The sequence below is a fragment of the Allobosea sp. 10N428 genome, assembly GCF_056394545.1.
On record NZ_JBFTIC010000004.1, the window covers coordinates 352,236 to 365,843 of the forward strand.

Annotated in this window: 12 protein-coding genes and 1 tRNA gene; 6 read left to right on the plus strand and 7 right to left on the minus strand. The window is 67.3% G+C overall.

Features of this window, described 5'->3' with window-relative positions; translation table 11 throughout:
* Positions 1–47: 47 nt before the first annotated feature.
* The 4 genes from AC1DDA_RS15680 to AC1DDA_RS15695 all read right to left on the minus strand — a co-directional run bounded on the left by AC1DDA_RS15680 (position 48) and on the right by AC1DDA_RS15695 (position 3,993).
* Positions 48–797 (minus strand): ABC transporter ATP-binding protein, encoded by a 750-nt coding sequence (locus tag AC1DDA_RS15680; protein WP_476796435.1) that lies wholly within the window; start codon positions 795–797, stop codon positions 48–50.
* Complete coding sequence (locus AC1DDA_RS15685; protein ID WP_476796436.1) at positions 790–1,779, minus strand: branched-chain amino acid ABC transporter permease; 990 nt, start codon at positions 1,777–1,779, stop codon at positions 790–792. The genes AC1DDA_RS15680 and AC1DDA_RS15685 overlap by 8 nt, the downstream gene beginning before the upstream one ends.
* Positions 1,776–2,702 (minus strand): branched-chain amino acid ABC transporter permease, encoded by a 927-nt coding sequence (locus tag AC1DDA_RS15690; RefSeq protein ID WP_441509746.1) that lies wholly within the window; start codon positions 2,700–2,702, stop codon positions 1,776–1,778. Before AC1DDA_RS15690 ends, AC1DDA_RS15685 begins: the two co-directional genes overlap by 4 nt.
* A 118-nt stretch (positions 2,703–2,820) precedes the next feature.
* Positions 2,821–3,993 carry an ABC transporter substrate-binding protein gene (locus AC1DDA_RS15695; RefSeq protein WP_441509747.1) on the minus strand — a complete coding sequence of 391 codons (1,173 nt, stop codon included), beginning with the start codon at positions 3,991–3,993 and terminating at the stop codon, positions 2,821–2,823.
* Between the two features lie 262 nt (positions 3,994–4,255).
* Here AC1DDA_RS15695 and aspT point away from each other — a divergent pair, with 262 nt between their 5' ends.
* The 3 genes from aspT to AC1DDA_RS15710 all read left to right on the plus strand — a co-directional run bounded on the left by aspT (position 4,256) and on the right by AC1DDA_RS15710 (position 7,036).
* Complete coding sequence (gene aspT, locus AC1DDA_RS15700) at positions 4,256–5,923, plus strand: aspartate-alanine antiporter (RefSeq protein WP_476796437.1); 1,668 nt, start codon at positions 4,256–4,258, stop codon at positions 5,921–5,923.
* Positions 5,924–6,050: 127 nt separating this feature from the next.
* A complete protein-coding gene (locus AC1DDA_RS15705) occupies positions 6,051–6,608 on the plus strand; it encodes a L,D-transpeptidase (RefSeq protein WP_476796438.1) in 558 nt (185 codons plus the stop codon).
* 89 nt (positions 6,609–6,697) lie between these two features.
* Positions 6,698–7,036, plus strand: a complete 339-nt coding sequence (locus AC1DDA_RS15710) for a hypothetical protein (RefSeq protein WP_476796439.1) — start codon at positions 6,698–6,700, stop codon at positions 7,034–7,036.
* 42 nt (positions 7,037–7,078) lie between these two features.
* Here AC1DDA_RS15710 and AC1DDA_RS15715 read toward each other — a convergent pair.
* Together AC1DDA_RS15715 and AC1DDA_RS15720 are read right to left on the minus strand one after the other, a co-directional pair.
* Positions 7,079–7,154: transfer RNA gene (locus AC1DDA_RS15715), tRNA-Ala, on the minus strand.
* Positions 7,155–7,322: 168 nt separating this feature from the next.
* Entirely contained in the window at positions 7,323–7,715 is a 393-nt protein-coding gene (locus tag AC1DDA_RS15720) for a TIGR02300 family protein (RefSeq protein ID WP_476796440.1), read from the minus strand.
* 341 nt (positions 7,716–8,056) lie between these two features.
* Here AC1DDA_RS15720 and aroA point away from each other — a divergent pair, with 341 nt between their 5' ends.
* From aroA to AC1DDA_RS15735, 3 genes are all read left to right on the plus strand, one after another.
* Complete coding sequence (gene aroA / locus AC1DDA_RS15725) at positions 8,057–9,400, plus strand: 3-phosphoshikimate 1-carboxyvinyltransferase (protein WP_476796441.1); 1,344 nt, start codon at positions 8,057–8,059, stop codon at positions 9,398–9,400.
* Positions 9,397–10,044, plus strand: a complete 648-nt coding sequence (gene cmk, locus AC1DDA_RS15730; RefSeq protein ID WP_476780805.1) for a (d)CMP kinase — start codon at positions 9,397–9,399, stop codon at positions 10,042–10,044. Before aroA ends, cmk begins: the two co-directional genes overlap by 4 nt.
* A gap of 117 nt (positions 10,045–10,161) precedes the next feature.
* Positions 10,162–10,968: a DUF1194 domain-containing protein gene (locus tag AC1DDA_RS15735; protein ID WP_476796442.1), complete on the plus strand. Its 807-nt coding sequence runs from the start codon at positions 10,162–10,164 to the stop codon at positions 10,966–10,968.
* 127 nt (positions 10,969–11,095) lie between these two features.
* Here AC1DDA_RS15735 and hrpB read toward each other — a convergent pair whose 3' ends face one another.
* Entirely contained in the window at positions 11,096–13,597 is a 2,502-nt protein-coding gene (gene hrpB, locus AC1DDA_RS15740; RefSeq protein ID WP_476796443.1) for an ATP-dependent helicase HrpB, read from the minus strand.
* Positions 13,598–13,608 lie beyond the last annotated feature (11 nt).

The following is a 13,608-nucleotide window of genomic DNA, read 5'->3' on the forward strand; positions in this document are numbered from 1 at the left end:
CTTCGCGAAGCCCCGGAATGACAAGGCGAGAGTAATAGACCGCCATCTCAGCCCTCCTCGCCGAGATAGGCCTGCCGCACGGCGGGATCAGCCTTGACGGCAGCGGGCTCGCCCGAAGCGATCACGTCGCCATAGACCAGTACGGTGACGCGGTCGGCGAGCGCGAAGACGGCGCTCATGTCGTGCTCCACCAGCAGCATGGCGAAGCGACCCTTGAGGCTCTTCAAGAGTGCGATCAGCCGCTCGCCCTCCTCATGGCCGACGCCGGCCAGGGGCTCGTCGAGCAGGATGAGCTTCGGCTGCAGGGTGAGCGCCATCGCGATTTCGAGCGCGCGCTTCTCGCCATGGGACAGGCTGCCGGCCGGAGCATGGGCGCGACCGGCGAGACCGACGGCCTCCAGAGCCTCCCAGGCGGGTGCGTTGAGCGCCTCGTCGCGCGCCGCGTCGCGGAACAGCGAGAGCGGATGAGCGCTGCGCGCCTGCACGCCGAGCGCGACATTCTCCAGCGCCGAGAGCGAAGCGATGGTCGAGGTGATCTGGAAAGTGCGGGCGAGCCCCGCTTGCGCCCGCTTCTGCGGCGGCAGGCGGGTGATGTCCGTACCGCCGAACAGGATAGCGCCGGAATCCGGCCGCAGCGTGCCGGAGATCTGATGGACGAGCGTCGTCTTGCCGGCGCCGTTGGGGCCGATCAACGCATGGAGCTCGCCCGGCGCGATGGTGAGGTCGACCCCGTTGGTGACCTTGAGCGCGCCGAAGGATTTGGCGAGCCCCTTCAGTGTGAGCGCCGGTTCAGCCATTGCCGGGCCCCATGAGCTTGGCGATGAGGCCGGCGATGCCGCCACGGGTGAACAGCACGAAAAGCACGATCATCGGGCCGTAGATCGCCTTCCAGTTCTGGGTCAGCGCGGAGAGCACATCCTCCACCGCCAGAAGGGCGATGGCGCCGACGATCGCGCCATAGAGCGAGCCGACGCCGCCGAGCACGACCATGAAGATCAATTCGCCCGAGCGCTGCCAGGACATGAAGGCCGGGCTGACGAAATCGGTCTGGTTGGCGAGCAGGAAGCCGGAGACCCCCGCCATCATGCCGCTGATCACATAGGCGGCGAGCCGGACATGACCGACATCATAGCCGGTGACCGTGACGCGCACGGCGTTCTCTCGGGACGCCCTGAGCACGCGACCGAAGCGCGAGGCGACYAGCCGGCGCGCCAGCCAGTAGCAGACCGCCAGCGTGCCGAGCGCGATGTAGTAGAAGCCGGTGCGGTTGGCGAAGATCTCCCGCCCCAGGAACGTGCTCTTCTCGTAGAGCGTCAGCCCGTCATCGCCGCCATAGGCCGAGAGCGCCTGGGCGAAATAGAAGGCCATCTGACCGAAGGCGAGCGTGATCATGATGAAGGCGACGCCGCGCGTGCGCAGCGAGACATAGCCGGTGACGGCCGCGAAGATCGCGCAGACGATGAGGATCAGCGGCAACGCGACCAGCAGTTCGGTCTGGCCTTCGGTGATTAGGATGCCCGCGCCATAGGCCCCGATGCCAATGAAGGCCGCGTGGCCGAAGGAGACGAGACCGCCGACGCCGAGAATGAGATCAAGCGAAAGCGCCGCGATCGCGAAGATCATCGCCCGCGTCACCAGCGTCAGCCAATGCGAGGGCAGGCCGAGCGCGGTCGCGATCGGCAATAGCGCCAGTAGGCCGAGGATGACGAGCGGCGCCAGCCGGCGGGCGGTGGGAAGTGCCGGGCGCCCGATGGCCGAAGGCGTCGTAACCGCGCTCATGAGCGCCCCTTGGCCGGCAGCAGCCCCTCCGGCCGCACGAACAGCACGGCCGCCATCACCAGATAGATCAGCATCGAGGAGAGAGCCGCCCCGGTCGCCCGCGCCGAGGCCGGCGCCATGAACAACCGCAGCAAATCGTTCATGAAGGAGCGGCCGAGCGTGTCGACCAACCCGACGATCAGCGCCCCGACGAAGGCGCCGCGGATCGAGCCGATGCCGCCGACCACGATAACGACGAAGGCGAGGATCAGCACTGTGTCGCCCATGCCGGGCTCGACTGAGAGGATCGGCGCCGCCATCACCCCGGCAAAACCGGCGAGCATTGTGCCGAAGGCGAAGACGATCATGAACAGCTTGCGGATGTCGACGCCGAGCGCGGAGACCATCGGCGCGTTCGAAGCACCTGCCCTGAGCAGCATGCCGGTCCGGGTCTTCTCGACGACGAACCAGAGCAATGCGCCGACGCCCAAGCCAGCCGCGATCAGGGCGAAGCGGTAGACGGGATAGAGGACGTCGCCGAGCAGCCGGACGTTGCCTGAGAGGAATTCCGGCACCGGCACCGAGAGCGGCGCCGCGCCCCAGATCATCTTCACCGCCTGGTTGAGCAGCAGGATCAGCCCGAAGGTCGCCAGCACTTGATCGAGATGGTCCCGTTCATAGAGGTGGCGGAAGACCAGGAACTCGAAGGCCAACCCTAGTAGCAGCGCCGCCGCGAGCGCCAGCACGAGCCCGAGCATGAAGGAGCCGGTCAGACCGACGAAGGTGACGGCGAGATAAGCGCCCAGCATGTACTGGACGCCGTGGGCGAGGTTGATGAAGTCCATCACGCCGAAGACCAGCGTCAGGCCGGCGGCGACCAGGAACAGCAGGATGCCGAACTGGAGGCCGTTCAGGAGCTGGACGATCAGGAGGCTCGTGGTCATCGCGCGGTCCTACGTCAGGGCCGGTCATGAGACGTCATGCTCGGGCCTGACCCGAGCATCTCGTGACGAAGAGATCCCCGGGTCGAAGCTTCGCTTCGCCCGAGGATGACGCTTCGCGTCACTTCAGCGCGCAATCCTTGGCGTGCGGATCGGCATAGTCGGCAAACACCTTTTCCGCGATCTCGGTCTGGAACTTGCCGTCGGCGCGCTTGGCGACCTTGACGAGGTAGAAGTCCTGGATCGGATAGCCGTTGGTGTTGAACTTGAACTTGCCGCGCAGCGAGGTGAAGTCAGCCTTCTTGATGGCGTCGCGCAGCTTGTCGGGATTGCCGGTGCCGCCGGCCGCCTTCACGGCCGAATCGATCAGCATCGCCGCGTCATAGGCCTGCTGGGCGTAGGAACCCGGCACGATCTTATAGGCGGCTTCATAGGCCTGGACGAACGCCTTGGTCTGCGGGTTGTCCATATTGGGCGCCCAGGTCATGCCGCCATAGAGCCCGACCGCCGCATCCTGCTGCGCCGGCAGGGTCGATTCATCGACCGTGAAGGCGGAGAGGAAGGGGATCTTGCCCTGCAGCCCGGCCTGCGACCACTGCTTGACGAAGTTGACGCCGAGGCCGCCGGGGAGGAAGGCGAAGACGACGTCGGGCTTCGTTGAGGCGATCTTGGCGAGGTCAGCCGAGAAATCCAGCGCGTTCAGCGGCGCGTAGACCTCGTCGACGATCTCGCCCTTGAAATAGCGCTTGAAGCCGGCGAGCGAGTCCTTACCGGCCTGATAGTTCGGCGCGATAATGTAGGCGGTCTTATACTTCTGGTCCTGCGCGTATTTGCCGAGGACCTCGTGCACCTGGTCGTTCTGGTAGGAGGTGACGAAGAAGTTCTTGTTGCAGGCCTTGCCGGCCATGGTGGACGGGCCGGCATTCGGGCTGATCAGGAAGGCACCGGAATCGAGCACGGGCTTGGCGATGGCGCCAAGGATGTTCGAGAAGACCGGGCCGACGACAAAGGCCGGCTTCTCGCTTTCGACATAACTCCGCACCCGGTCGACCGCGACGTCGGGCTTCAGCTCGTCATCGATCACCGTGATCTTGACCGGCACGCCGCCGAGCTTGCCGCCGTTCTTGTCGACCGCGAGCTGGAAGCCGTCGCGGACCTGCTGGCCGAGCGCCGCCCCGGGGCCGGTCAGCACGCTGACCACACCGATCTTCATCGGCTCCTGCGCCTGTGCGGATGCAATGGAGAATGCCAGCGCCCCGCAACCCAGCGCGAGTGCGAATTTGAGTGTCGTCATCGATACCCTCCCGGGACGAACGAGCGAAAAGGGGGCGCGGCCGGGTTCCCTTGGACTTCTATGGCTCGCGCCGGAGCATAATGTTTCAAGCTTAAAATATCTGCAAGGGTCTGCCCGGCAGAAATTTTGCGCCGCCGCGCCCAAATGATTCACACTCTGATGCCGGACGCCAGTGGGGCGCACGCATTCCAACACGACCGCTTGCGAATTCATGCGGCGTGAATAATCTCGAAAGCTCCGTTCCTCCGAGCCGGGTGTCGCCGTGTCATTTGTTACACAGCCCGTCGTCGCCCTCTTCATTTCGCTGGCTCTCGGCTATCTCATCGGCAAGATCAGGGTGGGGCCCGTCCAGGTCGGCGGCGTCTGCGGGACCTTGTTCGTTGCCCTCGCCCTCGGGCAATTCGGCGTGACGATCAGCCCGGATCTGAAGAACGTCGCCTTCGCGCTCTTCATCTATGCGCTCGGCTTCACCGCCGGGCCGCAGTTCTTCAACAATATCCGCGGCGGACTGCGCTACGGCGTCCTCTCCTTCGTCGAGGTCGCGACGGTGCTGGCCCTGGTCGCGGTCGCCGTGCTGCTGTTCAATCTGGATGCGGGCACGGCTTCTGGCCTGTTCGCGGGCGCGGCGACGGAATCGGCAGTGCTCGGCACGGCCTCCGACGCAATCTCGCGCCTGGCCCTGCCAGCGGCCGAGATCTCCCGGCTGCAGGCCAATATGGCCACCGCCTACAGCGTCACCTATCTGTTCGGGCTCGTCGCCATCGTGGTCTTTACGACGCAAATCGCCCCGCTGCTGCTCGGGATCGATCTGCGCAAGGAGGCCACGGCTCTGGCGCAGCAGCTTGGGGCGGAGAGCGACAACGGCACGGAGAACGGCGTCCCCGAGATCGTCTCGCGTGCGTTCCGTGCCGGCCCCGTCAGCGGCAGCATGGTCGGCGCCTTCGAAAGCAGCGTCAATGGCGTCGTCACGATCGAACAGATCGGGCGCAGCTCGGGGTTCATCAAGGCGACGCCGGAAACCCAGATCGAACCCGATGACGTCGTCCTGGTCATCGGCCGTCGTCGCTCGGTCATCGCGGTCAGCGAGCGCTTCGGCGCCGAGGTGCCGATGCCGGCCGGCGACAATGTCCCCCTTGTCGAGCGTCAGGTCGTGCTCGTGCGCCGCGAGGTGACCGGCCTGCGCATCCGCGACCTGCGCCGGCTCGCCAGCGACGAGCAGCGGCGGGGCGTCTTCATTTCCCGCGTGCGGCGCCTCGGCCAGAGCATCCCGGCCCTGCCCGGCACCGTGCTGGAGCAGGGCGATATCCTGACGCTCTATGGATCCGAGGATGCGATCACGCGCGCTGCGACCGAACTGGGTCATATGCTGCCGACAACGTCGGCGACGGATTTCGTCATGCTCGGTCTCGGCGTCGTCGCCGGCCTCCTGCTGGGCGAACTCGCGATTCAGGTCGGTCCGCTCAATCTGACGCTCGGCACAGGCGGTGGTGCCCTGATCTCGGGGCTCGTCTTCGGCTGGGTGCACATGCACCGCCCGCTCCTCGGCGCCATTCCGCCCGCAGCGGCCGAGTTCATGAAGGATTTCGGCCTGGCGACCTTCATCGCGGCCATCGGCCTCTCCGTCGGCCCGGACGCCCTCGCGCTGCTCAAGCAATACGGGCTGATGCTGCCGGTGCTGTCGATCCTGGTTTCGGCCGTACCGGGCCTGATCTCTCTCTATATCGGCCACCATCTGCTGAAGATCGAGGCACCGATCCTGCTCGGGGCGATCGCCGGCCAGCATTGCAGCACGCCGTCGATCAGCGCGCTGGTCTCGCTCGCAGGCAATTCGACGCCTGTGATCGGCTATACCGTGACCTATGCGATCTCGAACGTGCTGCTGCCGCTGATGGGGCCCGTCGTCGTCGGCATGATCGAGCTGATCCACTGAAACAGTGGCAGCCGCAGCAGGGGAAGACTGCGGACACGTGATCCTGGCCGCCCGGCCGCCGGCCAGCCTTGACCTCGTTTTCCGTCTTCTCTTTAAATCCGAAGCGGGGGGCGCCGCAGGGATCACCATGCTACGCGCCATCATTCTCGCTGCCGGGCTCCTCGTTCTTTCCGGGCCGGCTCATGCCTATAGCAACGCACTCAGCCGCGGCCTCGCGGATTTCCTCAACATCTTCAGCGAACAGCCGATTCCGCGCCAGGTCGTGCCGTGGAGCGGCCAGCAGCCTCCCGGCACCGTGGTGATCTCGACGAGCCATCGGCGTCTCTACTACGTCCTCGGCAGAGGCCAGGCACTGCGCTACGGCGTCGGCGTCGGGCGGCAGGGCTTCAGCTGGGCCGGCACCAAGACGGTCTCGATGAAGCGCGAATGGCCGGATTGGCGGCCGCCGGCGCAGATGCTCAAGCGCCGCCCGGATCTGCCGCGCCATATGGCCGGCGGCATGGACAATCCGCTCGGCGCGCGCGCGATCTATCTCGGATCGAGCCTCTACCGCATCCACGGCTCCAACGAGCCCGACACGATCGGCGCGGCGGTCTCCTCCGGCTGCATCCGCATGACCAACCGCGACGTCATGGACCTCTACGACCGCGTCCGGCTCGGTACGAAAGTGGTGGTGCTTCGATAGGGTTGCCTAACCAACCCGAAGCCCGCTTCAGTGCACCGGATTCTGCCGCCCGCCATGTCGCCGCATAGGCCGAGGCGGAGCGAGCGAGATTGCTGGCACGCGGTTCCAATCTCGGCAGGAGGGCGAAGAGTACGGTCATCGCCATCGCGAAGACCGGCATCGCGAGACAGGCGATCAAAGGATCGGCGAATCGGTCGGATTGGCCGGCTGCATCAAAATGGATCGCGTTTCCTGTGTCGGGCGGCCCCTGCCCGAGCGAAGGCGGACGCGGCGAGCATCGCGCCGATCACGAGGTGGCTTTCGAGGAGCGACGACCGGGTCAGGGCTGGTGTGACCGTTGTGCCACGTTTGCCGCTCTGGAAGAGGTCGGCTTCGCACAGGACTGCGACGCGGCCGCGGCCTCAAGAACGCAAAAGCCAGCCGGATGAGGGCTGGCTTCGGTCATCTAACAATGCTGGTGAAGAGTGATTTGGTGGAGCCAGGCGGAATCGAACCGCCGACCTCTTGAATGCCATTCAAGCGCTCTCCCAACTGAGCTATGGCCCCACACGCGACGACCGAGTTGGGATTCGGCCGTCAAAACCGGGTCTTTCGAACCACCTCGATGGTTCCGTCCGGGCCGCCGTCCAGCGACGCAGCGGTCTATAGGCGGCCCGGGCTGAAGACACAAGCGCTTAATGTCGCCTTGTCGTCATCTTTTTTCGAGGCTGTGGATCAGTTGTCCTCGTCGCCCTCGATATCCCCGTCGATCAGGTCGGAAACGTCGTCGTCGCCTTCCTCATCTTCCTCGAGGAAGGTGTCGTCGTCCTCAGCGCCGATGTCGTCTTCGACCTCGATGTCGTCCTCGGTCGTGACGACGGCGTCCTTCTCCGACGCTTCCGCATCGGCTTCGTCGAGCGAGACGATCTCGACCGCGCCATCGGCAGCCTCGGTCTCCTCCTCCTCTTCGGCCGCCGGCTTGCTAGGCGCCTTGGCCTGCGGCTCGAACATCGTCCGCGGATACGCCTGCCCCGTATAGGGCGAGACGATGGGATCCTTGTTCAAATCATAGAACTTGCGCCCCGTGACCGGGCAAACGCGCTTCGTTCCGAGTTCCGGTTTCGCCACTGCGTCGGACCCTTCAATCATCATGTTCTGAAAAGCAGGCGCGTCCGTTAGTCGGGGCGCGCCGCGCTGTCAAATGCTGATTTGATCTATGCGGCAACTGCGCGCAAGAGCGGAACCGTTTCAACCGCCCCTCAGGTGGCGGCGCGACCGCGCATTGGCGCGGCTTGCGCCAGCGTGCTAGAGCCGAATCCGGTCAGGTTGAAGCAACCTGATCGGTGAATCCGTCTCTCACATACCGATAGAGAACGCGTGATCCGATCAGGTTGCATGGCAGTCTGATCGGCGCGGGCTCCAGGGCGGGCACGCACACGTTGCTTCCGGAGCGCAGAGACCCCGACCCCGTGTCCCACGACCACGAACCCGTCCCCGTCACCGCCCGCACTGAGGGCCCGCTCAAAGGCCGCGTCCGGGTGCCTGGCGACAAGTCGATCTCGCACCGGGCGATGATCTTCGGCCTGCTGGCGATCGGCGAGACCAAGGTCATCGGCCTGCTCGAAGGCGAGGACGTGATGCGCACTGCCGCTGCCGCGCGGGCGCTCGGCGCGATCGTCCATCACGATGGCCCGGGGGCGTGGCGTGTGCAGGGCGTCGGTGTCGGTGGTCTGCGCGAACCGGCTGATGTGCTCGATTTCGGCAATGCCGGCACCGGCTCGCGGCTGATGATGGGCGTCTGCGGCTCGCATCCGATCACCACGACCTTCGACGGCGACGCCTCGCTGCGCAAGCGGCCGATGCGGCGTATCCTCGACCCGCTCGAGCAGATGGGCACGGTCATCGTCTCGCAGCAGGAGGGCGGACGCGTGCCCCTGTCCCTGCGCGGGCCGAAAGAGGCGATCCCGATCGTCTATCGCCCGCCGGTCGCCTCGGCGCAGATCAAGTCGGCCGTGCTGCTCGCCGGCCTGGCCGCGCCGGGCGAGACGACCGTGATCGAGGCGGAAGCGACGCGCGACCATACCGAGAAGATGCTCACTCATTTCGGCGCCGAAATCATCGTGACGCCGGAGGGCGAACATGGCCGGCGCATCGTGCTGAAGGGCCAGCCCGAGCTGCAGGCGGCGCCGATCGTTGTGCCGGCTGATCCCTCCTCCGCCGCCTTCCCGCTGGTCGCGGGCTTGATCGTGCCGGGCTCCGACATCCTGATCGAAAGCGTGATGACCAATCCGCTGCGCTCGGGCCTGCTGACGACGCTGCTTGAGATGGGCGCCGACATCACCATCGAGCGCGAGGCGAACGAAGGCGGCGAGACCGTCGCCGATCTGCGCGTGCGCGCCTCCGGGCTCAAAGGCGTGACGGTGCCGCCGGAGCGCGCGCCGTCGATGATCGACGAATATCCGGTGCTGGCGGTGGCTGCCGCCTTCGCCACCGGCACGACGCGGATGCGCGGCCTGCAGGAGCTCCGGGTCAAGGAATCCGACCGCCTCGCCGCGGTCGAGGCGGGTTTGCGAGCAGCCGGCGTGACCTGTGCCATCGAGGGTGACGACCTGATCGTCGAAGGCTCGGGCGGCGCGCCCGTGCGTGGCGGCGGGCCAATCGCGACCCATCTCGACCACCGCATCGCGATGAGCTTCCTCGTCATGGGCCTCGCGACCCAGGAGCCGGTCGTGGTCGATGACGGGCGGATGATCGCGACGAGTTTCCCGAGCTTCGTCTCCCTGATGAACGGCCTCGGAGGCCGGATCGGATGAGCTCCGGCAAGCGCAACCTCGTCATCGCCGTCGACGGCCCTGCCGCCTCCGGCAAGGGCACGCTGGCGCGCCGGCTCGCGGCCCATTATCGCCTGCCCTATCTCGACACCGGCCTGCTCTACCGGATGGTGGCGCGGGCGATGCTCGACGCGGGCCACGACATCCGCGACGCCGCGGCGGCCGAGCAGGTCGTCGGCAGCTTCGACGAGACCGCCTTTCCGGAGGACCGGCTGCGTGGTCGCGAGATCGGCGAGGCGGCGTCGGTTGTCGCGGCCGTGCCGGCCGTGCGCGCCGGCTTGCTCACAAGGCAGCGGCGTTTCGCGGCGCAAACCGGCGGCGCCGTGCTCGACGGACGCGACATCGGCACGGTGATCTGCCCGGAGGCACCGGCGAAGCTCTTCGTCACCGCGACGCCCGAAGTACGTGCCGCGCGCCGGCACAAGGAACTCGCCGGACGCGGCGAGGCCGTGACCTTCGACGGCATCCTCGCCGATATCCGCCGGCGCGACGCCCGCGATTCCGGGCGCAGCGACGCCCCGCTCAAGGCGGCGGAAGATGCCGTCACGCTCGACACCTCGGCGCTGACAGTCGAGGAGGCCGTCGCGGCCGCCATCGACATCGTCGAAGGGCGCCGCGCCGGTTGAGACCCTCCTCCTCGCGCATTTGCTATCGAAACGGGCGGCGGCAGCCGGATTTTCCGGCTTGGCGATCATCGCAGCCAGAGGCACACTCCTTTCCGCGACAGGACGAAGGAGGTGGCGATGCGGCGCTGGCTGTGCGGTCTGTCATGTCTGGCAGTGGCGGCGCTCTGGCAGCCTGCCCTGCCGCGGGCCCAGACGGCTGGCGCTCCGCCCGAAGAGGTCGATGTCGCGCTCGTGCTCGCGGTCGACGTCTCCTATTCGATGGACCTCGACGAGCTTGCCCTGCAGCGCAACGGCTATATCGAGGCCTTCCGCTCAAAGCAGCTCCATGACGCGATCGCCAAAGGCGCGATCGGCAAGATCGCCGTGACCTATATCGAATGGGCGGGCACCAGCTTCCAATACGTCGTGCGGCCATGGAAGGTGATCGATGGCCCGGCCGCGGCCGTCGCCTTTGCCGAGGAGCTGGGCGAGGCGCCGACGCGGCGCGGACGACGCACCTCGATCTCGGGCGCGATCGATCTCGGCGTGCAACTGCTCGAACAGGCCAATGTCGCGGCGATGCGGCGCGTCATCGACATCTCCGGCGATGGCGCCAACAATGACGGGCGGCCAGTGACGGCGGCGCGCGACGAGGCTGGCGCCAAGGGCATCGCGATCAACGGCCTGCCGGTAATGCTGAAGCAGGCCGGGTATTTCGACATCGACAATCTCGACGTCTACTACAAGGACTGCGTCGTCACCGGCATCGGCGCCTTCGTCATCCCGATCCGCGAGAAGCACCAGTTCGTCGAGGCGACCAAGACCAAGCTGCTGCGCGAGATCGCCGAGGCGCCGGCCGATGCGACCGTTCACAGGGCTCAGGCGGGCGACACGGCCTCCTGCCTTGCCGGCGAGCGGCAATGGCGCGACCGCATGGGCAATTGAGGGGAGGCGACGCCGTGGCAGCCCGCCGTCATGCTCGGGCTTGACCCGGGCATCTGGAGAACCAGCGCCCTCCCGCCCGGAGCTTCTCGAGTCTGCGCTTCGCTCCGCCCGAGAATAACGCTGGCGCTCAGGTGCCTCTGGGCTTGGCCCGCGTCGTCGGCAGCGCGGCGGCGGGATCGTCCGGCCAGAGATGGCGGGGGTAGCGACCCTTCATCTCCGATTTCACCGCTGCCCAGGAACCGCGCCAGAAACCGGGCAGGTCACGCGTCACCTGGATCGGCCGATGGGCCGGGGAGAGCAGCTCCAGCACCAGTGGCACCCGTCCACCGGCCAGGGCAGGATGCGTCGCAAGACCGTAGAGCTCCTGCACCCGAACTGAAATGGTCGGCCCGGCCTCGGCGGCATAGTCGACCGCCAGCGACGAACCCGTCGGCGCAGTGAAATGAGTCGGCGCTTCGGCATCGAGCCGGCGCTTCAGCTCCCAGGGCAGCAGGCTCGCCAAGGCAGAATCGAGATCGGAAGGCTGGATCGAAGCGAGCGAGGCGCGGCCGACGAGATGCGGCGCCAGCCAGAGTTCAGGCTCTCGCGCAAGCCCCTCATCCGACAGGTCGGGCCAATCTTCCTCCGGTTCCGCCTTGCGCAGGAAGGCGGCGCGCTCGCGCAGCTGGTTCTGAGCTTTCGTCCAGGGCAGGAGACCGATGTCGAGCGAAGCGATGCCCTTGGCCAGCGCCTCGGCATTCCCCGGCGTATCCGCGACGGAGAGCGGCCGCTCGGACAAGGCGAGCCCGCCATAACGCCGCACCGCCCGAACCCGCAGCGCCCGGGCCGTCCGGTCGAAATTCGCTTCCTCGCGCTCGGCGATGGTGAAAGGCGCGAGGCCATGACCAACGAGCATCGCGATCTCGGCTTCGGTGATCGGGGCTGCGGCCATGATGCGGGCCTGCTGGGCCGCACCGGTCATTTCCGCGACGACGATATAGGGTTCGCGCGCCAGACGTTGCGACGGTTCCAGCGCGCCGCCCCGGCCATTGGCGAGGAGATATTGCCCGGACCCCGGCGAGCGGGTCTTGGCGACGCGGTCCGGATAGGCGAAGGCGAGCAGGAGACCGGCAGAAAGCAGTTCGCCTGCTTCGACCCTTTCCTCAGCGCTCCGCTCTGCGGTTCGTGCCCAGCCTTCGGCCAGGCGACGCATGTCCCCGGCCCGGCCGCCGCGCTCGCGACTGAACCGCTCCAGTCTCTCACCGAGATCGACGGCATCGCCGCCGAGACCGCGCTCGACCAGCACGGCAGCGAGATCGGCCGCGGCGTCGGCCTCGCCGAAGCGGGCGGCAACCACGACCATGCGGGCGAGCCGCGGCGGCAGTGGCAGCGCCTGCAAGGCGCGCCCGTCCGGCGTGATGCGGCCGTCGGCATCGAGCGCGCCGATATTGCTGAGGAGGGAACGCGCTTCCTTGAGGGCGGGAGCGGGCGGTGGATCCAGGAAAGCCAGCGTCGTCGGATCAGCCACGCCCCAGGCCGCGCAGTCGAGCAGCAATGGGCTCAGATCGGCAGACAGAATTTCGGGCCGCGCGAAAGCTTCGAGCGCGCCGGTCGCGGCCTCCTCCCAGAGCCGGTAGCAGACACCCGGCTCAGTACGGCCGGCGCGGCCGCGGCGCTGATCGGCGGCGGCGCGGCTGACGCGACGGGTCTCCAGCCGGGTCACGCCGATATCGGGCTCGTAGACCGGCACGCGAGCGAGGCCGGAATCGATGACGACGCGCACGCCCTCGATGGTCAGCGAGGTCTCCGCGATGGCCGTCGCCAGCACGATCTTGCGCTTGCCGGCCGGCGGCGGCAGCACGGCGCGGTCCTGATCGCGCTGGTCGAGCGCACCATAGAGCGGCGCTATCTCGACGGCGGGGTCGCGCAATTTCTCGCGCAGGCGCTCCTCGACGCGGCGGATCTCGCCCTGCCCCGGGAGGAAGACGAGCTGCGAGCCCGGCTGCTCGTTGAGGGCGAGCAGGATCGTCTCGGTGACCTGATCCTCGATGCGCTTCAGCGGGTCTCGGCTGCGATAGCGCGTCTCGATCGGATAGGCGCGGCCTTCGCTCTCGATCACCGGCGCATCGCCAAGCAGCTTCGCGACACGCGCACCGTCGAGCGTCGCCGACATGACGACGATACGCAGGTCTTCGCGCAGGCCGCCCTGGGCATCGAGCGCCAGCGCGAGCCCGAAGTCGGCATCGAGCGAGCGCTCATGGAACTCATCGAAGAGCACGGCGGCGACGCCCTCCAACGCGGGATCGTCGAGGATCATCCGGGCGAAGACGCCCTCGGTGACGACCTCGATGCGTGTCTTGGGGCCAATTTTCGAGCCGAGCCGGACGCGTAGGCCGACGGTATCGCCGACCCGTTCGCCGAGCGTCTGCGCCATCCGGTTTGCGGCACCGCGCGCCGCCAGCCGCCGCGGCTCGAGCACGATCAGCTTGCCGCCCCTGGTCCAGGGCTCGTCGAGCAGCGCGAGTGGCACGCGCGTGGTCTTGCCCGCGCCGGGCGGGGCGACGAGCACGGCGTTCGGCCGCGCCCGCAGGGCGGCTGCGAGGTCGCCGAGAACGGCATCGATCGGGAGGGCGGTGTCGAAGGCGCGCATGCCCGGCCGAT

Excerpts from the sequence above, each read along its gene's own strand:
- AC1DDA_RS15680 (WP_476796435.1), bottom strand. The coding sequence starts at position 797 with ATGGCTGAACCGGCGCTCACACTGAAGGGGCTCGCCAAATCCTTCGGC.
- AC1DDA_RS15690 (WP_441509746.1), bottom strand. The coding sequence starts at position 2,702 with ATGACCACGAGCCTCCTGATCGTCCAGCTCCTGAACGGCCTCCAGTTC.
- AC1DDA_RS15695 (WP_441509747.1), bottom strand. The coding sequence starts at position 3,993 with ATGACGACACTCAAATTCGCACTCGCGCTGGGTTGCGGGGCGCTGGCA.
- AC1DDA_RS15705 (WP_476796438.1), top strand. The coding sequence starts at position 6,051 with ATGCTACGCGCCATCATTCTCGCTGCCGGGCTCCTCGTTCTTTCCGGG.
- cmk (WP_476780805.1), top strand. The coding sequence starts at position 9,397 with ATGAGCTCCGGCAAGCGCAACCTCGTCATCGCCGTCGACGGCCCTGCC.
- AC1DDA_RS15735 (WP_476796442.1), top strand. The coding sequence starts at position 10,162 with ATGCGGCGCTGGCTGTGCGGTCTGTCATGTCTGGCAGTGGCGGCGCTC.
- hrpB (WP_476796443.1), bottom strand. The coding sequence starts at position 13,597 with ATGCGCGCCTTCGACACCGCCCTCCCGATCGATGCCGTTCTCGGCGAC.